Source organism: Staphylococcus pettenkoferi (assembly GCF_002902685.1).
Classification (GTDB): Bacteria; Bacillota; Bacilli; order Staphylococcales; family Staphylococcaceae; genus Staphylococcus; species Staphylococcus pettenkoferi.
In genome coordinates, this window is sequence record NZ_PPRN01000010.1 from 1 (window position 1) to 22865 (window position 22865).

25 protein-coding genes are annotated in these 22865 nt (G+C 40.7%); 24 read left to right on the plus strand and 1 reads right to left on the minus strand.

The window, feature by feature from the left end; all coding sequences use genetic code 11:
* Positions 1-1060: 1060 nt before the first annotated feature.
* From CD126_RS01770 to spoVG, 21 genes are all read left to right on the plus strand, one after another.
* Positions 1061-1312 carry a hypothetical protein gene (locus CD126_RS01770; protein WP_049405762.1) on the plus strand — a complete coding sequence of 84 codons (252 nt, stop codon included), beginning with the start codon at positions 1061-1063 and terminating at the stop codon, positions 1310-1312.
* A 196-nt stretch (positions 1313-1508) separates the two neighbouring features.
* On the plus strand, positions 1509-2360 hold the full coding sequence (locus tag CD126_RS01775; protein WP_103369943.1) for an SDR family oxidoreductase: 852 nt from the start codon (positions 1509-1511) through the stop codon (positions 2358-2360).
* A gap of 325 nt (positions 2361-2685) precedes the next feature.
* Complete coding sequence (locus CD126_RS01780; protein ID WP_049405764.1) at positions 2686-3738, plus strand: PTS sugar transporter subunit IIC; 1053 nt, start codon at positions 2686-2688, stop codon at positions 3736-3738.
* A 185-nt stretch (positions 3739-3923) separates the two neighbouring features.
* Positions 3924-5267: an aminotransferase class V-fold PLP-dependent enzyme gene (locus CD126_RS01785; RefSeq protein ID WP_049405766.1), complete on the plus strand. Its 1344-nt coding sequence runs from the start codon at positions 3924-3926 to the stop codon at positions 5265-5267.
* Between the two features lies 1 nt (position 5268).
* The gene (gene tmk / locus CD126_RS01790; protein WP_049405767.1) at positions 5269-5889 is read left to right on the plus strand and encodes a dTMP kinase; all 621 of its coding nucleotides are present in this window, start codon (positions 5269-5271) and stop codon (positions 5887-5889) included.
* A gap of 30 nt (positions 5890-5919) precedes the next feature.
* Positions 5920-6249, plus strand: a complete 330-nt coding sequence (locus CD126_RS01795) for a cyclic-di-AMP receptor (protein WP_002473077.1) — start codon at positions 5920-5922, stop codon at positions 6247-6249.
* Positions 6250-6370: 121 nt separating this feature from the next.
* Positions 6371-7297: a DNA polymerase III subunit delta' C-terminal domain-containing protein gene (locus tag CD126_RS01800; RefSeq protein WP_049405770.1), complete on the plus strand. Its 927-nt coding sequence runs from the start codon at positions 6371-6373 to the stop codon at positions 7295-7297.
* Positions 7298-7299: 2 nt separating this feature from the next.
* Complete coding sequence (locus CD126_RS01805; RefSeq protein ID WP_049405772.1) at positions 7300-8103, plus strand: PSP1 domain-containing protein; 804 nt, start codon at positions 7300-7302, stop codon at positions 8101-8103.
* A gap of 14 nt (positions 8104-8117) precedes the next feature.
* Positions 8118-8456, plus strand: coding sequence for a DNA replication initiation control protein YabA (yabA, locus tag CD126_RS01810; protein WP_049405774.1), 339 nt, complete (start codon positions 8118-8120; stop codon positions 8454-8456).
* Positions 8457-8568: 112 nt separating this feature from the next.
* The gene (locus tag CD126_RS01815; protein WP_049405776.1) at positions 8569-9294 is read left to right on the plus strand and encodes a tRNA1(Val) (adenine(37)-N6)-methyltransferase; all 726 of its coding nucleotides are present in this window, start codon (positions 8569-8571) and stop codon (positions 9292-9294) included.
* Positions 9287-9535 (plus strand): GIY-YIG nuclease family protein, encoded by a 249-nt coding sequence (locus CD126_RS01820; RefSeq protein WP_049405777.1) that lies wholly within the window; start codon positions 9287-9289, stop codon positions 9533-9535. The genes CD126_RS01815 and CD126_RS01820 overlap by 8 nt, the downstream gene beginning before the upstream one ends.
* 2 nt (positions 9536-9537) lie before the next feature.
* Positions 9538-10371, plus strand: coding sequence for a 16S rRNA (cytidine(1402)-2'-O)-methyltransferase (rsmI, locus tag CD126_RS01825; protein WP_049405779.1), 834 nt, complete (start codon positions 9538-9540; stop codon positions 10369-10371).
* Between the two features lie 354 nt (positions 10372-10725).
* Complete coding sequence (metG, locus tag CD126_RS01830) at positions 10726-12717, plus strand: methionine--tRNA ligase (protein ID WP_103369944.1); 1992 nt, start codon at positions 10726-10728, stop codon at positions 12715-12717.
* A gap of 122 nt (positions 12718-12839) precedes the next feature.
* Positions 12840-13610: a TatD family hydrolase gene (locus CD126_RS01835; RefSeq protein WP_049405783.1), complete on the plus strand. Its 771-nt coding sequence runs from the start codon at positions 12840-12842 to the stop codon at positions 13608-13610.
* A 159-nt stretch (positions 13611-13769) separates the two neighbouring features.
* Positions 13770-14318: a ribonuclease M5 gene (rnmV, locus tag CD126_RS01840; protein WP_049405784.1), complete on the plus strand. Its 549-nt coding sequence runs from the start codon at positions 13770-13772 to the stop codon at positions 14316-14318.
* 12 nt (positions 14319-14330) lie between these two features.
* Positions 14331-15221, plus strand: a complete 891-nt coding sequence (gene rsmA, locus CD126_RS01845) for a 16S rRNA (adenine(1518)-N(6)/adenine(1519)-N(6))-dimethyltransferase RsmA (protein ID WP_049405786.1) — start codon at positions 14331-14333, stop codon at positions 15219-15221.
* Between the two features lie 99 nt (positions 15222-15320).
* Positions 15321-15584 carry a Veg family protein gene (locus CD126_RS01850; RefSeq protein WP_002473059.1) on the plus strand — a complete coding sequence of 88 codons (264 nt, stop codon included), beginning with the start codon at positions 15321-15323 and terminating at the stop codon, positions 15582-15584.
* A gap of 381 nt (positions 15585-15965) precedes the next feature.
* Positions 15966-16814: a 4-(cytidine 5'-diphospho)-2-C-methyl-D-erythritol kinase gene (gene ispE / locus CD126_RS01855; protein ID WP_049405789.1), complete on the plus strand. Its 849-nt coding sequence runs from the start codon at positions 15966-15968 to the stop codon at positions 16812-16814.
* Positions 16815-16828: 14 nt separating this feature from the next.
* A complete protein-coding gene (purR, locus tag CD126_RS01860; protein ID WP_002473054.1) occupies positions 16829-17683 on the plus strand; it encodes a pur operon repressor in 855 nt (284 codons plus the stop codon).
* Complete coding sequence (locus CD126_RS01865) at positions 17670-18044, plus strand: RidA family protein (RefSeq protein WP_002473070.1); 375 nt, start codon at positions 17670-17672, stop codon at positions 18042-18044. Before purR ends, CD126_RS01865 begins: the two co-directional genes overlap by 14 nt.
* A gap of 71 nt (positions 18045-18115) precedes the next feature.
* Complete coding sequence (gene spoVG / locus CD126_RS01870) at positions 18116-18445, plus strand: septation regulator SpoVG (protein WP_002473066.1); 330 nt, start codon at positions 18116-18118, stop codon at positions 18443-18445.
* 156 nt (positions 18446-18601) lie between these two features.
* On the opposite strand, the gene CD126_RS12075 is transcribed toward spoVG, so the two are convergent.
* Positions 18602-18766: a hypothetical protein gene (locus CD126_RS12075; protein WP_160313423.1), complete on the minus strand. Its 165-nt coding sequence runs from the start codon at positions 18764-18766 to the stop codon at positions 18602-18604.
* Positions 18767-19130: 364 nt separating this feature from the next.
* Between CD126_RS12075 and glmU the strand changes: the two genes are divergently transcribed.
* The 3 genes from glmU to CD126_RS01885 all read left to right on the plus strand — a co-directional run bounded on the left by glmU (position 19131) and on the right by CD126_RS01885 (position 22543).
* The gene (gene glmU, locus CD126_RS01875) at positions 19131-20492 is read left to right on the plus strand and encodes a bifunctional UDP-N-acetylglucosamine diphosphorylase/glucosamine-1-phosphate N-acetyltransferase GlmU (RefSeq protein ID WP_103369945.1); all 1362 of its coding nucleotides are present in this window, start codon (positions 19131-19133) and stop codon (positions 20490-20492) included.
* A 294-nt stretch (positions 20493-20786) separates the two neighbouring features.
* Positions 20787-21752: a ribose-phosphate diphosphokinase gene (locus CD126_RS01880; protein WP_002473064.1), complete on the plus strand. Its 966-nt coding sequence runs from the start codon at positions 20787-20789 to the stop codon at positions 21750-21752.
* A gap of 128 nt (positions 21753-21880) precedes the next feature.
* The gene (locus CD126_RS01885) at positions 21881-22543 is read left to right on the plus strand and encodes a 50S ribosomal protein L25/general stress protein Ctc (RefSeq protein WP_049405794.1); all 663 of its coding nucleotides are present in this window, start codon (positions 21881-21883) and stop codon (positions 22541-22543) included.
* The last annotated feature ends 322 nt before the right edge of the window (positions 22544-22865 follow it).

A 22865-nucleotide genomic window follows, 5' to 3' on the forward strand; every position in this document is an offset into this window, starting at 1 on the left:
TAGAGATATTCGTGCCTTTTTTGGTGTATAAAGAAAATTAACGGCTAGTGATTTTTTATCACCAACCATTAAAAGTGTACAGCCATAAAATCTATTCGAAGTAAATGAGCTCAGAATCGACGAAACAAGCGAAAGACGTAACGAGCTTACTCGAGGTAAGTGAGTAAGGAAAGAGTGCAGTTGAGAAAGATAATGACCTCTATTTACGAGAAGAGAGAGCTTCTTAGCGCCGATGGTAGCAGACTTACGTTCCGCAAGAGTAGGACGTTGCCAGGCAATCAATAAAAAGAGACCTGAAAAGGTCTCTTTTTTTCGTATATAGAGGGATTGAATAAAAACGCTTGCAGCTAAGGAAGCGTAGTGAAACAACGAAGAGATTTTACAAGTGTAAATGAGCAAGTTGTTTTATAAACTGACGAAAGATGTGAGCGTTTGTCAACAATCACTCGAGCCCGTGAGGGTTCTTTTTTTAGGCTATGAAGGAGGTTAACTTCTTCCCCAAAAAACTATTCGAAGTAAAAAATAAAGTGTAATTTTTTATATTCAAATTATGAATATTTATAATTTGTCAGAAATTTACTTTTTTATAAAAGTAAGATACATTAAGTATAGAAAAAGAAAAAGGAGAATTTTATCGTGGAAGAAAAAATGATACAAGTTTAAAAGTGTTTATTATTCTAGGGTGGATTTTTAGTGTTATAGCTTTATTCGTAGCACCAATTATTTTTGGTATTCTTGGTATTGTTTTTGGAGCTTTAGTAATAGCTAAAGGCAGAACAAAACACGGAATATTAATGATTGTAGCTGTAATTGTTTTCTCTATTATAAGCACTGTGGTTAGTACTATGATTTTAAATAGTGCTTCATCGTTTATTTATTTTTAATGAAGTAAGAGGAGCCTGAGCGTGGGCTCCTTTTTTCATGTTATAAGTTAACCCAAAATTTGATTTCTTTTATTCACTAAAGAAAATGACTAAACCAAGTACTTTAGTAGAAAAAGATATTTACTTCCCAATAGATATGGGCTATTATAAAGAAAACATTAAAGGAGAATGACAACATGACACAAACAACGAATACAAGTTTAAAAGTATTTATAATACTAGGATGGATTTTTGCGGGAGTAGCGCTACTTCTTTTACCACCTATCTTTGGCATAGCAAGTATTGTATTTGGAGCACTAATCATTTCTAGAGGAAGAACGTTACACGGAATATTAATGATTGTAGCAGCCATTATTTGTACGCTTATTGGTTTGGTACTTGGAGCTATAGTTACAGAAATTATATCATCAGCATTTATTCAGTTTTAACTTTGTGTTAGAGGGCGAATAGCCCTCCTTTTTAATTTTACGCTTAAATCACTAAAGTATTAACTACTTTAAGATAAAAATCCCCCCAATATATGTGCTCTATTAAACCAATTAATTGTCATCCATTGCAATTTCACCTACACTTTATTCAAACCCAAAGACCTTATAGAAAGAATAAAGATAGGTGGTAATAAATATGAATATACTACTCACAGGTGCAACCGGACATTTAGGAAAGCACATCACGGAACAGGCGATTGAAGCTCAAATCCCTAACTTCCATATCGGTGTGCGTAACACTAACAAGGTTCCTGACGAATGGATGCAATCAGTCAATGTTAGAACGTTGGACTACTTCGATAAAGACAAAATGGTAAAAGCCTTTGAAAATATCGAATTAGTCATCTTTATACCAAGTATTATTCACCCGTCATTCAAACGACTCCCTGAAGTTGAGAATTTGGTGGCGGCAGCTCAAGAAGCGCAAGTGTCACATATTATGTTTATTGGCTATTATGCAGATCAACATAACAACCCGTTCCATATGAGTCCGTACTTTGGGTATGCGGAAAGATTACTTGCCTCAAGCCCGATCGACTACACGTATGTGAGAATGGCGATGTATATGGATCCGCTCGTACCTTATTTGCCTGAGTTAAAAGAACGTGGAAAATTGATTTATCCAGTAGGTGAAGGTAAGATCAATTACATTTCAAGAGCAGATATTGCGAAAGGTGTGGTTGCGTTATTACAACAACCTGAGAAATGGGGTCAACGCTATTTGCTTGCAGGCTATTCATATACGATGAACGAGCTTGCTGATATTTTATCAGAAGTGGCTGATAGTCCTATTCAATACGACCCAGTGACGCGAGAAGAATTTGGTGAGATGTATGATGAGCCTCAAGGGTTCGGTCCGTTACTCGCTTCTATGTACCAAGCAGGCAAGATGGGACTGCTTGATCAAACTTCTGACGACTTTGAACGACTCACAGGCGAACGACCTACATCTTTCAGAGATTATTTAAAACAACATTACACTGAGTAATGCGAGTCATTATTCAATAATAATTGAAGTCCATAGTGCGTTTAATGCTTCAGCAACGTATAATTTCGCTGAAATTTATCGCATCTGTGGGCTTCTTTTACTACGCAAAATCTTTGAAGACCCTCCTGCTTCACCAATCCACTTTATGTAAAATTTGTCACAATAATACGAAATTAAAGTAAATTTTATAAAAATCTAAAAACTCAAATAATATTATTAATTATGTGTTTAATGCATCTATCTTCGGTTATTACAAGAAAGGTGACTATTTTATGAAGAAATTGAAACACATCCAATAATAGATAATAGAAGGGAGTTTTTTGGGATGCAAATGCTACTAGGTGGAGGGACATTGCTACTCCTACTCGTAGCGATGATTCTATTCTTGAAATTTGCACCTTATGGTAAGTCGGGACTTGAAGCGCTATCAGGTGCAGCCTGTGCGACATTCCTACCTCAAGCCTTTCTCAGCTATGTGATTGGCGGTATTTTTAATATTGAATTTATGAAACAAATCGGGGACAACCTCGGCAGTTTAGGCGGACTCGCAGTCGGGGTACTCACTTGTCTCAAGATGAAGACGAATCCTGTTTATGCGGTCATCATCGGTCTTGTGCTCTATAACTTCAGTCTGCTACCTGCATTTATCGCAGCTTATCTCATCTCATTCGGACTGAAATTTATTGATAAGAAAGTGCCTGAAGGTTTAAATCTCATCGTTGTGATTCTCTTAGCGCCGGCGATTACATACGGAATTGCGAGCCTGATCAACCCAGGTATCACGCTCATGCTTGAAGCAATTAGTAACGCGGTCAATGTAGTAGGTGACAGTAACCCTTACTTACTCGCAGCGATTCTCGGTATCTTAATGCCTATTACAGGTATGACACCGTTAAGTTCAATGGTTGTCGCTAGCTTCTTAGGCATTACAGGTAATCCTATGGCCATCGGTGCGTTAACTTGTATGGGTGCGTCATTCGTTAACTTTGTTCTCTTCAAACGCTTAGGTATCGGTAACTGGGGTACGAGCATCTCTGTCGGTATTGAACCACTTACTCAAATTGACAAGATTGTTCAATATCCACTTCAACTTTATAGCGTGAATGCGATTGTAGGGATTATCAACGGCTGTATCATTACGTTCAGCGGTCTGATCATCAATGCTGAAGGTGTCGCAACGCCAATTGCTGGACCTATCGTGCTCTTCGGTTTCAACGGTCCGGTTCAATCCATTATTACGATTATAGTTGTAGCGATAAACAGCTTAGTTTGGAGCTTTATCTTTAGTATGATTATTAAACACTTCAATTTAGTGAATATCGATTTCAAATCGCTTTTCAAAGGTAAAAGTAAAGGCTCTCAAGCCAGTCAGTCTTAATTAGATTGAAGGAGCCGCAAGAGTGATAGAGACGGAGGTAGAATAGTCTTCTGCCTCTGTTTTTTTATTGATTGTAAAATGACTGAAGTTACTCGCCCATTTATGACATACTCAAGAACGTGCTATAATAATTTCTAAAAGTGCTAACTTACTTAACGCAAAATTTTACGGAAAAAGGTGTCTGTATGACTACGCCACTTTACCAACGCTTACAAAAATACATAAGACGCGAAGCAATCTCGCTACACGTGCCAGGTCATAAGAATAATACGATAGGTCAGCTCGATAAGCTGGACTGGTCGATGGATATGACAGAGATTACCGGGCTAGATGATTTGCATCAACCTGACGATGTCTTGGCGCAAAGTATGGCAGGAATAAATAAACATCCTGACTATCAAGCGTACTATCTTGTTAATGGGACGACGTCGAGTATTCTTGCGGTAATGCAAGCTTTCAAACATGTGGAAGGTGATTATCTACTCGCACGCAATTCCCACAAATCTGTGTTCAACGGTCTAGATCTCGTGGAAGGTCAGGCGGAACTCGCAGCGACAACAGTGAGTGCTGACACGCATCAGTACGTCGCACCTCTATTTGATCAAGAACGACTTCAGAATAAATGTTTAGCTGTCGTTACTTATCCGAACTATTATGGTGAAACCTTTGATATCGCAAGTCTCGTCAACGCGTCTCATCAAGCAGGCGTACCTGTATTAGTAGACGAGGCACACGGTGCGCATTTCGGTCTTGATGGCTTTCCGGAGTCAGCGCTGCAAACAGGTGCCGATTTCGTGGTGCAGTCTTATCATAAGACGTTGCCTACGTTAACGATGGGTTCAATCTTATTTATTCATAAAGACGCCCCTCAGAAAGAAGCGGTCGAACGTTATTTAACGTATTATCAATCTTCGAGTCCGTCGTATTTAGTCATGGCGAGCTTGGAGTTAGGTCATGCATTTTATCAGCAGTTTTGCGACACACATTTTACCTATAAAAGAAATCAGCTGATCGCAGTGTTACGAGAATGCGGTTTAACCGTAAAGGAAGTGGCAGATCCGCTAAAGCTAGTGGTGGGCAGCCCAGGCTATGATGGTGAAACGCTCCAATTTAAATTCGAAGAACAGGACATCTACTGTGAACTAGCGGATGATCGACAAGTGCTACTGGTATTGCCACTGTGGCATGAGGGAGATACGTTCCCGTTCGAGAAACTCATTGAACGCTTGCGCCGTATTCAAATTGATGAGCAAGCTTCAGAGATCTCTGTACCAGATTCAATGTCCTTAACGACGACCCATGGTTATATCGCAAGTCAGCGAATTAGCAAGGATAAAGCGGTCAGTCTAGAGGCTAGTCTCGGGTGCGTCTTAGCAGAACCGATTATTCCTTATCCACCAGGGATTCCGCTCATGTTTAAAGGTGAAGTGGTCACAACTGAAATGATTAAACGATTACGTCAATGGTCAGAGCGACAATTACGCGTTGAAGGCCTGAGACACGATACTATACGAGTGAAGGATGAATGATATGTCAAAGTTTATTACCTTTGAAGGTCCAGAAGGGTCAGGAAAGACAACGGTTATACGCGAAATTACGCAGCGTTTAGAATCAGAAGGTTGGGAGGTCGTAGTCACACGTGAGCCAGGTGGTGTGAAGACGGGTGAAGACATCCGCAAGATTCTCTTAGAGGGAGAGGCGATTGATGATCGTTCAGAGGCCTTGTTATTTGCGGCATCACGACGTGAACATTTGGTTAATAAAGTGCTTCCTGCTTTGCGTGAGGGAAAAGTCGTACTGTGCGATCGTTATATTGATAGCTCACTAGCTTATCAAGGTTATGCGAGAGGTATTGGAGTAGAAGAAGTACGTAGTATTAATGAATTTGCGATTAATGGATTGTACCCTGACCTTACGCTTTATTTAGATATTCGCGCTTCAGTGGGTATTCAGCGTATTAATGATAATCAAAGAACACAGAATCGTTTAGATCGAGAAAAATTAGATTTTCATGAGAAAGTAGTTGAAGGTTATCGCCAAATTATCCATAATGAACCTAACAGATTTGCTGTGATTAATGCGGAACAAAGTATTGAAGAAGTGGCCAACTCTGCGTATGAATCTATCATCAAATACTTAGAGAAAATATGATATAATGTTACGAAGAGGTGTTATGTTGTTATGAAGATGATTATAGCAATCGTACAAGATCAAGATAGTCAAGAACTATCAGATGAACTCGTAAAGCACGATTTCAGAGCGACAAAGCTTTCTACTACTGGGGGCTTCTTGAAAGCAGGAAACACGACATTCTTATGCGGTGTAGAAGACGAACGTGTCGATGACATCCTCAAGGTAATTGACGATACTTGTGGTAATAGAGAACAACTCGTTTCTCCAATCACGCCAATGGGTGGAAGTGCAGATTCTTACATTCCTTATCCAGTTGAAGTGGAAGTTGGAGGCGCTACAGTCTTCGTCATGCCTGTCGAAGCGTTCCATCAATTCTAACTATAACGGTTGCTTTATATGCCTTGGTTTCTGCGTCTAGATGAGATGATTGCTCCGCGCGATGTCTTTGAACAGCAATCACGCATATATAGCAGCCTTTTTACATAAAGGAGTCAAAGTGATGGATGAACAACAAATGTTGACTCAAGCATACCAATCGAACCGGCTCTCACATGCCTATCTCTTTGAAGGCGATGACGCAGAGTCAATGAAACAAGTTGCGATGGACTTTAGTTCCATGATTCTGTGTGACGATGCGGAACAATGCCGCTCTAAAGTTGAGCATCACAACCATCCTGACTTTCTCTACGTCTCAACAGATGAGAACACGATTAAGAAAGAACAGATTGAGCGACTCGTACGTCACATGAATCAATTGCCGATTGAGAGCACGCACAAAGTTTATATCATCGAATCCTTTGAGAAACTCAGTGTCCAAGGTGAGAATAGTATCCTAAAGTTTCTCGAAGAACCTCCAGAGAACACGATTGCGATATTATTGACTACGAAACCTGAACAAATCCTAGACACAATCCACTCTCGCTGCCAACACATTCACTTTAAACCGATTGATAAACAACGTTTCATACAACGTTTAGAGGACCGTGATGTGCCTCGTGCGGCTGCTGAAATGTTGAGTACTTATACGACACAAATTGAGGCGGCTCTAGCGTTACATGAGGAAACAGATCTCCTGGCTTTGCGTAAAATGGTCTTAAAGTGGTGTCAACAATTAATGACGCAGTATTCGATGGCACTCATCGGCATCGTCGACTTATTGAAACATGCGAAGAATCGACGTTTGCAATTGCTCACACTCGCTGCAATTAATGGGTTCTTTGAAGATATGATGCATGTTAAAGTAGGTTTGGATCAACAATTAATTTACTCTGATTTAGGTGAACAATTTGAGCGTTTAGCTCAGAAACTGGACTATACACAAATTGTGTTAATGTATGATCGCATCACAGAAGCACATAAGAAGTTAAACCAGAATGTGAACCCTACATTAGTATTTGAACAAATCGTCATAAATGGGGTGAAATGACAATGCAAAATGTGGTAGGCGTATATTTTCCTAAAGCAGGAAAGCTTGAATATTATTCTCCACAAAGCTTTGATTTAAGTGAAGCACAATACGTTGTAGTTGAATCTACACGTGGTATCGAAATGGGCTACATTAAATATGGACCGTTAAATGTGGCGGATGAGGATGTCACTTTGCCTTTAAAGCACATCATTCGTGTAGCTACAGAAGCGGATAAAGCCCAATTTGAACAGAATGAACAGGATGCCGAAGCAGCATTCGACATATGTAAGACAGTCATCGATCAACTTAAATTGGATATGCGTCTCGTCAATTGTGAATATATATTAGACAAGTCTAAAGTGATCTTTAACTTCACCTCAGATGACCGTGTAGACTTCCGAAAGTTGGTGAAAATACTCGCTCAGAAGTTAAAGACACGCATTGAATTGCGCCAGATAGGGGTGCGCGACGAAGCAAAGTTGCTCGGTGGGATTGGTCCATGTGGCAGATCCCTATGTTGTTCAACATTCTTGGGAGATTTCGAACCGGTCTCTATCAAGATGGCGAAAGACCAGAACCTCTCACTTAATCCAACAAAGATATCCGGAGCGTGTGGCCGCCTAATGTGCTGTCTGAAGTATGAGAACGATCACTACGAAGAAGCGCGAGCACAGCTTCCAGATGTAGGTGAAGCGGTCGTTACCCCAGACGGACAAGGTGAAGTCGTAGGTCTCAATATTCTAGATATTTCAATGCAAGTGAAGATCGAGGGCGTTGAACAACCTTTAGAGTACAAGATGGAAGAATTAGAAGCATTGAAATAGGAGGCGTATGCACGTTGAATCGAACAGAAATATTTGAACGTTTAACGTGGTTAGAGAAGAACGTAGAAAGCATTAATCAGAATATGTCTGAGCTCAAGACGTTAGCTGTTGAACTCGTAGAAGAGAACGTCGCGTTGCAAATAGAGAATGAGAATTTACAAACGCTTATCGAGAAGAATGAATCAGCTAAAGATACTGACGTAGAACAGCGTAAACCTAAGAAACCGCTAAGAAGTAAAGATAACTTAGCGATGTTATATAAAGAAGGTTTCCATATTTGCAACGGCGAGCTGTTTGGAAAGCACCGTAAAGGTGAAGATTGCTTATTCTGTTTAAAAGTGTTAGACGATTAACAAGCAATCAACGTAGTAATAGAGAGAAACGAAGGGATAGGATGTTTGCGATAGGCTTACTACAAGCATCGCCGTCCTATCCTTTTAATTTGAATGGAGGGCGTGGTAACTCATGTTACGTGAGCACGAGCGTTTAGATTATTTAACGAAAGAACATTTGCGCATTATTCAGAATGATGCAGTCTTCTCTTTTTCAACAGATGCCTTGTTACTCGCACATTACACAACTGTGCGTAAGAATGACAAGGTAATGGATATGTGTTCAGGCAACGGTGTGATCCCGTTACTGTTAAGTGCGAAGAGCACGCAATCTATTGAAGGTATCGAAATTCAGTCGCAACTCGTAGATATGGCTGAGCGTTCTTATCATTACAATCAACTGTCCGAGCGCTTGACGATGCATCATATGGATTTGAGAGAGGTTGCCACACATTTTAAACCTGCGCAATATTCATTGATTACATGTAACCCTCCCTATTTTAAAATGAACCAACAACATCAACACCATAAAGAAGCGCATAAGATTGCACGACATGAAGTCATGTGCACGCTTGACGATTGTTGTAAAGCAGCCCGTCATTTACTCAAAGAAGGCGGCCGTTTCATCATGGTTCACCGTGCGGACCGTCTTATGGACGTCTTAACGACGATGTGTCAGTATCGTTTAGAGCCCAAACGCTTAACGATGATTTATAGCAAGCCCGGCAAATCTGCCCAGATGATGATTGTAGAAAGTCGACGTGGCGGCCAACAAGGCTTGGAAATCACTGCCCCGTTCTATATTTATACAGCGGCGGACGAGTATACTGAAGAAATGCGAGCGATTTATTATGGATAAACATTATGTGTATATCGTGAAATGTAAGGATGAGAGTCTGTATACGGGTTATGCTAAAAATGTGGAGCAAAGAGTAGCGAAACATAATAAAGGATTAGGTGCCAAATATACAAAAGTAAGACGTCCGGTCGTGTTAGTTTATCAAGAAGTTTACGAAACGAAGTCAGAAGCGTTAAAACGTGAGTATCAAATTAAGCAATATTCGAGAAATAAGAAGTTAGCATTGATTAAGGAGGGATAGTGATGGCGACTTTATACTTAGTAGGCACACCGATTGGTAACTTGGCTGATATAACCTACAGAGCGGTCGATACATTACAAACAGTAGATCTCATCGCTTGTGAAGATACGAGGGTAACGCAGAAGTTATGCCAACATAACGAGATACATACACCATTGAAGTCTTACCATGATCATAATAAAGAGAAAGAGACTGCACATCTCATCGAGTTATTACAGCAAGGAAATGATATCGCGCTCGTATCTGATGCGGGCTTGCCTTTGATTAGTGATCCAGGTTACGAGTTAGTCGTGGCTGCCAGAGAAGCACAATTGCGGGTAGAAACAGTTCCAGGTCCTAATGCGGGTCTTACAGCATTGATGGCGAGTGGGCTTCCGTCTTTCACTTATACTTTCCTGGGCTTCTTGCCACGTAAAGATAAAGAGAAAGTCGAAGTGCTCAAGCAACGAATGTACGAAGAGAGTACATTGATCATCTATGAATCACCGTATCGCGTAAAAGATAGCTTACAAGCGATTGCGCGAGTGGATGACGAACGTCAAGTTGCGCTCGGAAGAGAATTGACGAAACGATTTGAACAAATCGAAACAGGAACACCGAAGACGTTGATGCAGATGATCGAGCGTGAAGAGATACGTCTGAAAGGTGAATTTGTCATCTTGATTCAAGGAGCTGCTCCAGAAGCCGACAATGCCTGGTTTGAAGACTTAACGATTCATGAACATGTCGACTACTACTGCGAACAAGGACAGAAACCGAAAGCAGCGATTAAACAGGTAGCGAAAGATCGACAGATGAAGACTGGCGAAGTCTACGATATTTATCATGAAGTTTAGTGCGAGAGAGCGGTAGTTTCTGAGAGGGATAACGGCTTTAGGACATTAGCAAACGAGAGTTATAACGTTGAAAAATGATATAAGTTTAAATTTTGTGTTGGACCGTTTTACTAGTCAAAAAATCAAGATGAATCTGCCCATAGCATAAGTGAATTATGGTATTGTTAATAAGATAGGGCATTTGAAATACGCACGACAAATGATTAAGAAAATAAAGAGATTCTAAATTCAATATGTGACGAATATCCAACACTATTAAGGTGCAAGATTGGCTCAATCAGCCTATCATCGTCCATTGAAACCATAGTTGAAGTTAGCTATTATTTATAATGTAAGAAATGAGGAGGAACACTGATGGCTCAAGAAACATTTTATATTACAACGCCAATCTACTATCCTAGTGGCAATCTACATATCGGACATGCCTATACTACAACAGCAGGAGATGTCATTGCGCGTTATAAAAGAATGCAAGGCTATGATGTGCGCTACCTAACTGGAACTGACGAACATGGTCAGAAGATTCAAGAGAAAGCGCTCAAAGCCGGCAAGACGGAGAAAGAATACTTAGACGAAATGATCGCGGGCATTCGCGCGTTATGGGACAAACTTGAAATCTCTAACGACGACTTTATTCGTACGACAGAAGAACGTCATAAGCAAGTCGTGCAACAAATCTTTGAACGTCTGCTTAACCAAGGGGACATCTATCTCGGTGAGTACGAGGGTTGGTATTCTGTGCCGGACGAAACGTACTACACTGAGACACAATTAGTGGATCCAGTATATGAAGACGGTAAGATTGTCGGAGGTAAAAGTCCGGATTCCGGCCACGAAGTTGAATTAGTTAAAGAAGAAAGCTACTTCTTCAAACTTTCTAAATACACGGATCAGCTCTTAGAATTCTATGATGAAAACCCAGATTTCATTCAACCAGCTTCTCGTAAGAATGAAATGATTAATAACTTTATCAAGCCTGGACTTGAAGATTTAGCAGTGTCACGTACATCATTTGACTGGGGTATCCGTGTGAAATCCAATCCTAAACACGTAGTCTACGTATGGATTGACGCTTTAGTGAACTATATTTCATCACTTGGCTACTTGTCAGATGATGACAGTTTATATCAAAAATATTGGCCAGCAGATATCCATATTATGGCGAAAGAAATTGTACGTTTCCACTCTATTATTTGGCCAATCTTACTCATGGCTTTAGACCTTCCACTTCCTAAGAAAGTTTTTGCGCATGGTTGGATTCTCATGAAAGATGGCAAGATGAGTAAATCTAAAGGTAACGTGGTGGATCCTAATGTGCTCATCGATCGTTACGGTTTAGATGCGACACGCTATTATTTAATGCGTGAACTCCCATTCGGCTCTGATGGTGTGTTTACACCTGAAGGTTTCGTAGAGCGTACGAACTATGACTTAGCGAATGACTTAGGTAACTTAGTGAACCGTACCATCTCTATGATTAACAAATATTTCGATGGTGAACTTCCTGCTTACCAAGGTCAGAAACACGACATTGACCCAGACTTAGAACAACTTGCGACAGAAACCGTAGAAGTGTTCCATGAGAAGATGGACGAACTTCAATTCTCAGTCGCACTATCTACAGTATGGAAACTCATCAGCCGTACTAATAAATATATCGACGAAACAACACCGTGGATTCTCGCCAAAGATGAGTCTCAACGCGATATGCTAGGCAACGTTATGGCGCACTTAGTAGAGAACATTCGTTACATTGCGGTCTTACTGCGTCCGTTCTTAACACATGCGCCGAAACAAATCTTTGAACAACTCAACATCAATACACCTGAGTTATTCGAGTTTGAAAGTTTAACAACATATGGTGCATTAACTGAACCTATTATGGTGACTGAGAAACCACAACCGATCTTCCCACGCTTAGATAGCGAACAAGAGATTGCATATATTAAAAAATCTATGCAACCTCCGAAAGCAGCTGAAAGTAATGAAAGTGAAGCGGCAGAAGAGCAAGAAGACAGCAAACCACAAATTGATATTAAAGCTTTCGATAAAGTAGAAATCAAAGCGGCAACAATTACAGATGCAGAACAAGTGAAAAAGTCCGACAAACTTTTACGCATCCAAGTTGAACTGGCTAACGAACAACGCCAAATCATCTCAGGTATCGCTAAGTTCTATCAACCTGAGGATATTATTGGTAAAAAGGTTGCAGTAGTGACGAACTTGAAACCTGCGAAACTCATGGGTCAGAAATCGGAAGGTATGATTCTGTCAGCTGAAAAGGACGGCGTATTAACGTTAGTCAGCTTACCAAGTGCCGTACCAAATGGCGCAATCATTAAATAAACGACTAACAGAACGCAAGTCAGGGAATAAGTTGAATGACGACAGGCTGCGAGTGGTGACAGGAGAGGTAGAACGCTTCTTCTGAAAGCTACTACAGCCTACCTTAATGGAGGAGTGTTAGTATGCTAATCGATACACATGTACATCTTAATGCAGAACAATACGACGAAGACTTAGAAGAAGTGATTCAACGAGCACGCGATAATGGCGTGGATCGCATGTTCGTTGTTGGTTTCGATACACCTACAGTAGAGAGAGCGATGGAACTCATCGACCAATACGATTTCCTATACGCGATTATCGGCTGGCATCCCGTTGATGCGATTGATTGTACAGAAGAGCGTCTCAACTGGATTGAAGAGCTTGCGCAACATCCTAAAGTCATAGGCATAGGTGAAACAGGTCTTGATTACCACTGGGATAAATCACCGAAAGATGTACAACAAGATTTATTGCGCAAACAGATCGCATTAGCTAAACGTGTTAACTTACCAATTATTATTCATAATCGTGAAGCGACACAAGATTGTGTAGATATCTTGCTTGAAGAACACGCAGAAGAGGTCGGAGGCATCATGCACAGTTTCAGTGCCTCTCCAGAGATTGCAGATGTAGTGATTAACAAACTTGGTTTCTACGTCTCTCTCGGCGGTCCTGTGACGTTTAAAAATGCGAAACAACCGAAAGAAGTGGCAGAGCACGTCCCATTTGATCGCTTGCTCGTCGAAACAGATGCACCATTCTTGTCTCCGCATCCTTATCGCGGCAAACGTAACGAGCCTGCTCGCGTGACTTTAGTAGCGGAAAAGATCGCCGGACTTAAAGGCGTTAGTTACGAAGAAGTTTGTCGTCAAACAACTGAAAACGCAGAACGTCTATTTAAGTTATCATAGACTAAGACGAAAGATGTCGGTTAAGACTGAAGATCATCCATGTGTTTACGTTCTTCACAGCCAACCGACATCTTTTTTAATAAACAGAGCTGCCAACGGAGAGAGGAATCTATACACTTCGTCAGGCGTGAAGAGAATAAGAGAAAGGTGTCATCTATAGTGAAGATTAATGAGTTTATCGTCGTTGAAGGACGAGATGATACAGCACGTGTTAAGGAAGCGGTGCAGTGTGATACGATAGAGACGAATGGCAGTGCTATCAATCGTCAAACACTAGAGGTCATCGCGCAAGCACAAGAGACACGTGGTGTGATTGTCTTGACGGATCCAGACTTTCCTGGGGACAAGATTAGATCAATTATTACAGAACATGTGCCAGGTGTTAAACATGCGTATCTCGACCGGGCGTTGGCCAAGAGTAAGCGCGGCAAGATTGGCATTGAACATGCCTCAGAGGACGCAATTCGCCAAGCGTTGTCACACGTGAGCAGTCCTTATGAAGAAGGAGAAGAATCGATTAGTAAGGCGACGTTGATAGATCTAGGGTTAATCATTGGTCCAGATGCACGTAGACGCCGTGATTTGATTGGAAGCCGTCTGCACATCGGTCATTCCAATGGTAAACAGTTATTGAAGAAGCTTAACGCGTTTGGGTACACTGAAGCTGATGTACGTCGTGCATTGGCTGAAAGCGAAGAAGAAAGGTAGGAACGTAATTCTATGGAGCATAAAGATATAGCGACACCGAGTCGCACACGGGCCCTGTTAGAACAACATCATTTTAACTTTAAGAAAAGCCTCGGTCAGAATTTCCTTGTCGATGTGAATATCATTCGTAAGATTATCGACGCTAGCGAGATTGACGCGACTACAGGTGTGATCGAGATTGGGCCAGGGATGGGCTCGTTGACTGAGCAGCTCGCTAAGAAAGCGCAGAACGTCTTGGCGTTTGAAATTGACCAGCGTCTCATGCCAATCCTGGATGAGACACTCGCGCCTTATCCGAATGTGCAAGTGATTAACGAAGATATTCTAAAGGCGGATATTGCGCACTATGTTCAAACCTACCTTGGCCATTGCGAACGTATCATGGTAGTAGCGAATCTGCCGTACTATATCACGACACCAATCTTGCTCAATCTGATGCAGCGTTCCCTTCCTATCGATGGCTACGTGGTGATGATGCAGAAAGAGGTGGGCGAGCGTTTAAATGCGCAAGTAGGAACGAAGGCTTACGGCTCACTTTCTATCGTCGCGCAATACTATACAGAGACGAGCAAAGTCTTAACTGTGCCTAAGACGGTATTTATGCCGCCACCGAATGTAGATTCCATCGTCGTTAAATTGATGCAACGTCCATATCCTCAAATCGACATCGATGACGAAGATCATTTCTTTAAGATGACCAAAGGCGCTTTCACACAGCGACGCAAGACGATTAACAATAACTACCAAAGTTTGTTTGTAGATGGTAAAAAGCATAAAAAAGCGATTACGGCATGGCTTGAAGCAGCGAATATTGATCCGAAGAGACGTGGAGAAACGCTAACTATTGAAGAATTTGCGACACTTTATGAGCAGTTGAAAAATTTTCCAGAATTGGAAATTTAAAATATTGACATCCTTATAGTAGGTTGATAAAATTGAATGTTTGTTTGACAAATCGCTTCGAATTGTGTTATTATACAATATGTAGCGAGGTGGAGCAATATGCCAAAAAGTATTGGAGACATCAAAAATTCACTTGATTGTCATTTAGGAAACCGAATTGTACTGAAAGCAAACGGAGGACGTAAGAAGACGATTGAACGCTCAGGCGTATTAAAGGAAACATACGCTTCGGTATTTATTGTGGAACTTGATCCTGAGAAACACAATTTCGGCCGCGTATCTTACACGTATACAGACGTGCTCACAGATAACGTACAGGTTTCTTTCGAAGAAGATAATCAGCAAGAAGCAGTTGCACACTAATTGAAGACAGTGATGTATTGTAGGTGAAATGAGATACATAATTTACTGCAGAGTGAAACAAGCGTAGGATGAGAGCTTAATGACGAGTTAAGATGCTTGTACGGCACGCAGACATCTACAATAAGAGGATAGGTTGAAGAGATATATTGGTAACGAACTTGCCAATATATCTCTTTTTCATTATGTGAAAACTTGCTACACTGTTAACTAACGACGCAAACGAATGATAATAATACTTAATGCGCAATTCAAAGGAGTAGTAACTCTTTTTATAAAATAGTTAATAAATAGACGATTGTAAATAGGAAAATAAGGACGTCAATATGCGGATTATGTTAAAATTTAAAGCAGAGAATTATTGAAACGAAAGAAGGTGGGAAGATGATAATAGAAACGGCTCCAGCGAAGATCAATTTCACATTAGATACACTGTTTAAGCGACCGGATGGCTATCATGAAGTTGAAATGATCATGTCGACGATTGACTTAAATGATCGTTTGTCTTTCGAACGTCGACAAGATCGACGCATCGTTGTGGAAGTCGAGCAGAATTATGTTCCTACCGATAGTAAGAATTTAGCGTATCGTGCAGCAAAGCTTATGACTGACACGTATCATCTCAAGCAAGGTGTCACTATTACGTTAGATAAAGATATTCCAGTTTCAGCTGGACTCGGTGGAGGGTCGTCTGATGCGGCAGCTACCCTTAGAGGTATCAATCGCTTGTTTGATTTAGGATGTTCGATGGAGGAGCTCCGTCAACTTGCGATACAAATCGGTACAGATGTCCCATTCTGTGTACAAGGTCATACAGCTTTTTGTACAGGAAAAGGTGAACATATCCAACCACTTAACAAACCACCTTCTGCTTGGGTTATTGTAGCCAAGCCAGATTTAGGTATCTCCTCGCCAGATATCTTCCGCACGCTTAATTTGGATGAGAAGCATGAAGTTTATACTCAATCGTGTTTACATGCGCTAGAGACAGGAGATTATGAACGCTTGTGTCGTAGCCTCTCTAATCGGTTAGAGCCGATATCTGGGGAGAAACATCAAGAAATATTGAAGATTAAAGGCAACATGTTGCGCAGTGGCGCAGATGGTGCTGTCATGAGTGGTAGTGGTCCGACCGTATACGCACTCGCGCAGAAAGAACGCCAAGCTAAGAAAGTCTTCAATGCTGTAAGTGGTTGTTGTAATGAAGTATATTTAGTTAGATTGCTAGGATAGAAGGGATGAATAGAATGCGATTTAAGAGAAGTGAACGTATCGTCTTTATGACACAATATTTAATGAATCACCCAAACGAAGTGGTGCCACTCACTTTCTTCGTGGACAAGTTTAAACAAGCGAAATCATCAATTAGTGAAGATGTACAAATTATTCGTGAAACATTTTTAAAGGAAGGGTTAGGTGTTGTGAAGACCGTAGCTGGTGCAAGTGGCGGTGTAACGTACAAACCTAAGATGGGGGCTGAAGAAGCGCGTAAAGTGGTTGACGAAGTGATTGACCGCCTACAAGAGAAAGATCGCTTACTTCCGGGCGGCTACCTCTTCTTGTCAGACTTGATGGGTAATCCTGCTTTACTCAACAAGATTGGTAAATTGATGGCGACGCTCTATATGGACGAAGATTTAGACGCTGTCGTGACGATTGCAACGAAAGGTATTTCTTTGGCCAACGCAGTGGCAAACATCTTAAACTTGCCAGTTGTGGTCATTCGCAAAGACAATAAAGTGACAGAAGGCTCAACAGTTTCAATTAATTACGTCTCAGGCTCTTCACGTAAGATTGAAACAATGGTATTATCTAAACGAACATTACCTGAAGGTTCGAACGTTCTTGTCGTCGATGATTTCATGCGAGCAGGTGGCTCTATTAACGGCGTGATGAATTTAATGAATGAGTTTAAGGCACGCGTAAAAGGGGTATCAGTACTTGTAGAATCCAAAGAAGTTAAACAAAGATTGATTGAGGATTATACTTCCTTAGTAAGACTATCGAACGTAGACGAATACAACCAAGAATTCACGGTAGAAGAAGGTAATAGTTTAGATAAGTTTGTACAGGAGGAGAGTCAACAACATGAGAGTGATTAATACTACTAAAGCACCGGAAGCTTTAGGACCTTATTCACATGCAACAGAGGTCAATGGTGTTGTCTTCACATCAGGTCAAATTCCACTAACACTGGAAGGAGAAATTGTGAGCGACGATGTGAAAGCGCAGACGAAACAAGTATTAGACAATCTTAAAGTTGTTCTTGATGAAGCAGGATCAGATTTAGATTCTGTCATTAAAGCAACTATTTTTATTGCGGATATGAACGATTTCCAATTTATTAATGAAGTTTATGGTCAATACTTTGAACAACACCAACCAGCAAGAAGTTGTATCGAGGTTTCACGCTTACCGAAAGACGTAAAAGTTGAAATCGAACTTGTTGCTAAAGTAAAATAGTTTAAGGAATATAATTTTAATTAAAGATTGTTAAGCTTCTATACAAAGAGATACTAGGGGGGGCTCACTACATGAAAGTGACAGATGTAAGACTTAGAAAGATAGAAACAGACGGTAGAATGAAAGCACTTGTTTCAGTTACGCTTGATGAATCATTCGTAGTTCATGACTTACGCGTAATTGAAGGCAACTCAGGTCTTTTCGTCGCGATGCCAAGCAAGAGAACACCCGACGGTGAATTCCGTGATATCGCACACCCAATCAATTCAGACATGAGACAAGAAATTCAAGACGCAGTCATGAAAGTATACGATGAAACTGATGAAGTTATTCCAGATAAGAATGCGAAACCATCAGAAGATGATGCGGAAACAAGTGACTCAGAAGATACTGAAGCATAAGATTGAATACAGATGTGTGGCATGATTTGAAACATGACACACACCCTATAGAGATAGATTAATTGAGTTCTGATAGCAGATAAAGCTGTCAGAACTCAATTTTTTGGTTGAGTGAAGTGTAATATTGGATATAGCGGACACTGAGCTGTGGCGATCTTATGAATTGTTCTGACGTTGCTCCCTATGCGCTTGGCGTCTTTTTTCTTCATCAGATAGGAAATTAGGATATTTATGAGGGTTTCTAATTCCATCTACTGCTCCAAAAATGAGCACGATGATAAAGCATACTGCTGCGATACCTATCGTAATAACCCACCACATTGATTACACACCTCCTCATGTTGTCTTTCAGTTCTACTTTAACATTTATAACAATAGAAAAATATACTAAAAGTTAATAAAGAATAGTCATATAAATTTCGAGAACTTACTTTAGATTAAAAAAGATGTAATAAGTGCACTATAAATACCTACCGATGAAAATTCTCCCCACAATCCCAACTTCTATAGCGAGCTGGCGTGCGTCTACCCCAATGCAATATTTCCCCAAATGAATCCTAATTTTTTGACGGAACAGTTAAATATTTTGAATTCAGTTTACATTCCCCCTTTCGACCTTGAAAGGTAGTATTGCGTTAAATTATAATAGGATAGAAGTGTAATTTTTAATGGAGGGTTAGCATTCATGCATAGACGTGCAATCGTACTCGCAGCGGGCAAGGGTACACGTATGAAATCGAAGAAGTACAAAGTGCTACACGAACTTGCAGGCAAATCAATGATTGAACATGTGGTCAATAACGTGAAAGGTTCAGGCGTGGAGGACATTGTCACAATCGTCGGTCATGGTGCTGAGCATGTTAAGGAAACGTTGGGTGAGCAGTCACAATATAGTTTCCAAGAAGAACAGCTTGGTACAGCGCATGCAGTTAAGATGGCTGAAGAACATTTTGCCAACCAAGAGGGAACAACGTTAGTCGTATGTGGTGACACGCCACTCGTAACAGAAGAAACATTTCGCGCATTGCTCGAACACCACGAATCACATCATGCGCAAGCGACAGTGCTTTCGGCTACAGCGCCTAATCCATTCGGATATGGCCGTATTGTGAAAGACGAAGCAGGACAACTCGTGAAGATTGTCGAGCAGAAAGATGCAAGCGAGGAAGAGCAAGCGATAGACGAAATCAGTTCAGGCATCTTCGCTTTTGACAACGCCGTGCTATTCGACAAATTAGCTCAAGTGAAGAATGACAATGCGCAAGGTGAGTACTATTTACCAGATGTGTTGTCGCTCATCTTGGAAGATAACGGAACAGTGGAAATCTATCATACTGATGACTTTGATGAAATTATGGGCGTAAACGATCGCGTCATGTTGAGCCAAGCAGCTCAAACGTTACGTTTACGTATTAATGAGCAACATATGCGCAATGGTGTAACAATCATTGATCCAACAACTACATACATCGAAAGTGACGTCACAATCGGTATGGATACAGTTATTGAACCTGGTGTGAAACTCGCAGGTAAGACGTCTATCGGTGAAGATACGGTAGTCGGTCAGTATTCCGAAATCACGAATAGTACGATCGGCAACAATGTGTCTATTAAACAGTCTGTCATCGATGCATCTCACGTAGAAGATGACGTGAAGATTGGGCCGTTTGCACAACTTCGTCCAGAATCCAATATTGGTGAAGGTGTGAAAGTCGGTAACTTTGTTGAGGTTAAGAAATCCGACGTTAAAGCAGGAGCGAAACTGCCTCACCTCAGTTATATCGGCGACGCTGAGATTGGCGAACGTACGAACGTGGGTTGTGGCTCTATCACGGTGAACTATGATGGTAAAAATAAATTCAAGACCGTCATCGGTAAAGAAGGTTTCATCGGTTGTAATACGAACCTCATCGCGCCTGTCACTTTAGGTGATCGTGTAACGACTGCAGCAGGTTCTACAATCACTGATGATGTACCAGAAGACAGTCTCGCGCTAGCACGTTCACGTCAGACGACGAAAGAAGGTTATTTTACTGACAAACGTTGATTCACAGTAAAGTGACGTAGTATCGTTAATGGATGTAAGCGTTTTTGCGTAAAAGGGTATAGTAAAAGGAACAACATAAGAGAGGTAAGCAGAATTTCAGAATAATCGTATGGTAGGAAGAAGACGAGTGAACAGAAGGTTGCGCTAACGTCTTTCAGTAAGGCCTTGGTAAGTATGTTGCGGATAACTTGTAAGGGTGATTGCAACTGCCATCTTTTATATTGAGAAATGGACTTAAACTTTCGCACATGTTAAAGCATATTCGAATTGAACAAACTAATTGGAGGACTATAAATGTTAAACAATGAATATAAGAATTCTTCTTTGAAAATCTTCTCGTTAAAAGGGAATGAACCACTCGCTCAAGAAGTTGCTGATAGTGTAGGTATTGAATTAGGTAAATGTTCAGTTAAACGTTTTAGTGACGGTGAAATTCAAATCAATATAGAAGAGAGTATCCGTGGCTGTGATGTCTTTATCATCCAACCCACATCTTATCCCGTTAACTTACATTTAATGGAATTGCTCATTATGATTGATGCTTGTAAACGTGCTTCTGCAGCAAACATCAACATCGTGGTACCTTATTACGGTTATGCACGTCAAGATAGAAAGGCACGTAGTCGTGAACCAATCACTGCGAAACTCGTAGCAAACCTTATTGAAACAGCAGGCGCTGATCGTATGATCGCACTTGACTTACACGCACCACAAATTCAAGGTTTCTTCGATATTCCAATCGACCACTTAATGGGTGTACCTATCTTAGCAGATTACTTTAAAAACGATACACAAATCGATCCAGAAGAATGTGTTGTCGTATCTCCAGACCACGGTGGTGTAACACGTGCGCGTAAACTTGCAGACATTTTAAAAACACCAATCGCAATCATCGACAAACGTCGCCCTAAACCAAACGTGGCAGAAGTCATGAATATCGTGGGTGAAATCGAAGGACGTACAGCGATTATTATCGACGATATTATCGATACAGCTGGTACAATCACGCTTGCAGCTCAAGCGCTTAAAGACAAAGGTGCTAAAGAAGTTTATGCTTGTTGTACACACCCTGTATTATCAGGTCCAGCTAAAGAACGTATCGAGAATTCAGCGATTAAAGAACTCGTAGTGACAAACTCTATTAACTTAGACGAATCTCGTAAACCAGAGAATACGAAACGCTTGTCAGTTGCTGAATTAATGGCTCAAGCGATTGTACGTGTTTACGAACGCGAATCTGTCAGTGTACTATTTGACTAATCGTAGCATTCTGTGTATAATGATTTCGTTCGTGATTTTACGGACAAATAAACACTTGCAAGCAACGGTAAAGTTGATGGGCAAGTGAGGAGCTCTAGACAGAGCAACTTTGAAAGGTGGAAATGAATATGGCTTCATTAAAGTCAATCATTCGTCAAGGTAAACAAACACGTTCAGAATTAAAGGCGTTAAGAAATTCTGGTAAAGTACCTAGTGTTGTTTACGGTTATGGTACTAAGAACGTTTCAGTTAAAGTTGATGAAGTAGAATTCATCAAAGTTATCCGTGAAGTTGGACGTAACGGGGTTATCGATTTAGGTGTAGGTTCAAAAACAATCAAAGTCATGGTATCTGACTACCAATTTGACCCACTTAAAAACAAAATCACTCACATCGACTTCTTAGCGATCAACATGAGTGAAGAACGTACAGTAGAAGTACCTGTACACTTAGTAGGTGAAGCAGTAGGTGCTAAAGAAGGTGGCGTAGTTGAACAACCACTATTCGACCTTGAAGTAACAGCTACACCAGAAAATATCCCTGAATACATCGAAGTTGATATTTCTGAACTTAATATCAACGATTCAATCTCAGTTGAAGACCTTAAGACTAAAGGTGACTTCACTATTGAAAACGACGAAAACGACTCAGTTGTTACAGTCGTACCTCCAACTGAAGAACCTTCTGAAGAAGAAATCGAAGAAATGGAAGGCGATTCTGAAGCGGAAGAACCAGAAGTTGTTGGCGAAAAAGATGACGAAGAAGACAGTGAAGACAAAGAAGAAGAATAATCTTCTCTCTACTTCACACGAACAACTTGATAAAGTTGTGATGATGCAAAGCGCTATCTCCTTAAATGGAGGTAGCGCTTTTTGTAGCTGTGAGGAGTTGAGTAAGGGATGGTATGCGAGGTGCCGCTATAGAGAGAACGATAGTGCATGAAATGTATAGCGTGCTGCACGACATTGATCGCCTATTAACAAGGTGACAGAATTACCATTAAATTCATTTTCTAAGTATACTTATTAATCTATTAAAGTAGACTTTTAAATAAAATCAGTCTGTATTATACTCTAATAGCAACATATAATGAAATATTTTATAAATTCTCAT

What these genes read in the sequence shown, in the direction of transcription:
- CD126_RS01775 (WP_103369943.1), top strand. Translation starts at nt 1,509, where the DNA reads ATGAATATACTACTCACAGGTGCAACCGGACATTTAGGAAAGCACATC.
- spoVG (WP_002473066.1), top strand. Translation starts at nt 18,116, where the DNA reads ATGAAAGTGACAGATGTAAGACTTAGAAAGATAGAAACAGACGGTAGA.
- metG (WP_103369944.1), top strand. Translation starts at nt 10,726, where the DNA reads ATGGCTCAAGAAACATTTTATATTACAACGCCAATCTACTATCCTAGT.
- CD126_RS01780 (WP_049405764.1), top strand. Translation starts at nt 2,686, where the DNA reads ATGCAAATGCTACTAGGTGGAGGGACATTGCTACTCCTACTCGTAGCG.
- purR (WP_002473054.1), top strand. Translation starts at nt 16,829, where the DNA reads ATGCGATTTAAGAGAAGTGAACGTATCGTCTTTATGACACAATATTTA.
- CD126_RS01770 (WP_049405762.1), top strand. Translation starts at nt 1,061, where the DNA reads ATGACACAAACAACGAATACAAGTTTAAAAGTATTTATAATACTAGGA.
- CD126_RS01795 (WP_002473077.1), top strand. Translation starts at nt 5,920, where the DNA reads ATGAAGATGATTATAGCAATCGTACAAGATCAAGATAGTCAAGAACTA.
- CD126_RS01805 (WP_049405772.1), top strand. Translation starts at nt 7,300, where the DNA reads ATGCAAAATGTGGTAGGCGTATATTTTCCTAAAGCAGGAAAGCTTGAA.
- CD126_RS01800 (WP_049405770.1), top strand. Translation starts at nt 6,371, where the DNA reads ATGGATGAACAACAAATGTTGACTCAAGCATACCAATCGAACCGGCTC.
- CD126_RS01865 (WP_002473070.1), top strand. Translation starts at nt 17,670, where the DNA reads ATGAGAGTGATTAATACTACTAAAGCACCGGAAGCTTTAGGACCTTAT.
- CD126_RS01785 (WP_049405766.1), top strand. Translation starts at nt 3,924, where the DNA reads ATGACTACGCCACTTTACCAACGCTTACAAAAATACATAAGACGCGAA.
- CD126_RS12075 (WP_160313423.1), bottom strand. Translation starts at nt 18,766, where the DNA reads ATGTGGTGGGTTATTACGATAGGTATCGCAGCAGTATGCTTTATCATC.
- glmU (WP_103369945.1), top strand. Translation starts at nt 19,131, where the DNA reads ATGCATAGACGTGCAATCGTACTCGCAGCGGGCAAGGGTACACGTATG.
- CD126_RS01885 (WP_049405794.1), top strand. Translation starts at nt 21,881, where the DNA reads ATGGCTTCATTAAAGTCAATCATTCGTCAAGGTAAACAAACACGTTCA.
- CD126_RS01880 (WP_002473064.1), top strand. Translation starts at nt 20,787, where the DNA reads ATGTTAAACAATGAATATAAGAATTCTTCTTTGAAAATCTTCTCGTTA.
- tmk (WP_049405767.1), top strand. Translation starts at nt 5,269, where the DNA reads ATGTCAAAGTTTATTACCTTTGAAGGTCCAGAAGGGTCAGGAAAGACA.
- CD126_RS01835 (WP_049405783.1), top strand. Translation starts at nt 12,840, where the DNA reads ATGCTAATCGATACACATGTACATCTTAATGCAGAACAATACGACGAA.
- CD126_RS01850 (WP_002473059.1), top strand. Translation starts at nt 15,321, where the DNA reads ATGCCAAAAAGTATTGGAGACATCAAAAATTCACTTGATTGTCATTTA.
- ispE (WP_049405789.1), top strand. Translation starts at nt 15,966, where the DNA reads ATGATAATAGAAACGGCTCCAGCGAAGATCAATTTCACATTAGATACA.
- rsmA (WP_049405786.1), top strand. Translation starts at nt 14,331, where the DNA reads ATGGAGCATAAAGATATAGCGACACCGAGTCGCACACGGGCCCTGTTA.
- rsmI (WP_049405779.1), top strand. Translation starts at nt 9,538, where the DNA reads ATGGCGACTTTATACTTAGTAGGCACACCGATTGGTAACTTGGCTGAT.
- CD126_RS01820 (WP_049405777.1), top strand. Translation starts at nt 9,287, where the DNA reads ATGGATAAACATTATGTGTATATCGTGAAATGTAAGGATGAGAGTCTG.
- CD126_RS01815 (WP_049405776.1), top strand. Translation starts at nt 8,569, where the DNA reads ATGTTACGTGAGCACGAGCGTTTAGATTATTTAACGAAAGAACATTTG.